At 44.2% G+C, this 396-nt stretch carries 1 protein-coding gene; it reads right to left on the minus strand.

The window, feature by feature from the left end:
- A partial coding sequence (locus GOU96_RS18395) for an MmcQ/YjbR family DNA-binding protein (protein WP_267784454.1) occupies nt 1-380 on the minus strand: 380 nt, incomplete at its 3' end.
- Between the last annotated feature and the right edge of the window lie 16 nt (nt 381-396).

The raw sequence follows: 396 nt of genomic DNA on the forward strand, positions 1-396 counted from the left end.
GCGGATTCACCGTCTGCTCTTGGCGTAATTCCCAACTCTTTCTGTAACCTTTTACTAAGCCCGAGCACAATAAGACGGTAGGACTCAGACAAGTAATACTTCAACTCTTCGTCTAATACACCTGACGTCTCCGTTTGTTGGATCCACTTCATACCTCGGTTGGCGAAGTAAGGGGCGGAAATATAACCATCGAGCTCACTCAGATACTCAAAGTTCAAATCCGATGTTTTGAAAGTAAAAACGGGTTGCTGATCCTTGCCGATACTGCCAATAGAAAACACTTTTCCAGCCACTTTCCAAACATGAGAGCCACCCCATTGCACTACGTATGTAGTAGCAGGAAAGGAACGACAAAATTGGTTGAACTCATCGTGATTCATCGTTGTTTTCCTATAG

Source organism: Vibrio sp. R-1, from assembly GCF_035615595.1.
GTDB classification, from domain to species: Bacteria; Pseudomonadota; Gammaproteobacteria; order Enterobacterales; family Vibrionaceae; genus Vibrio; species Vibrio cholerae.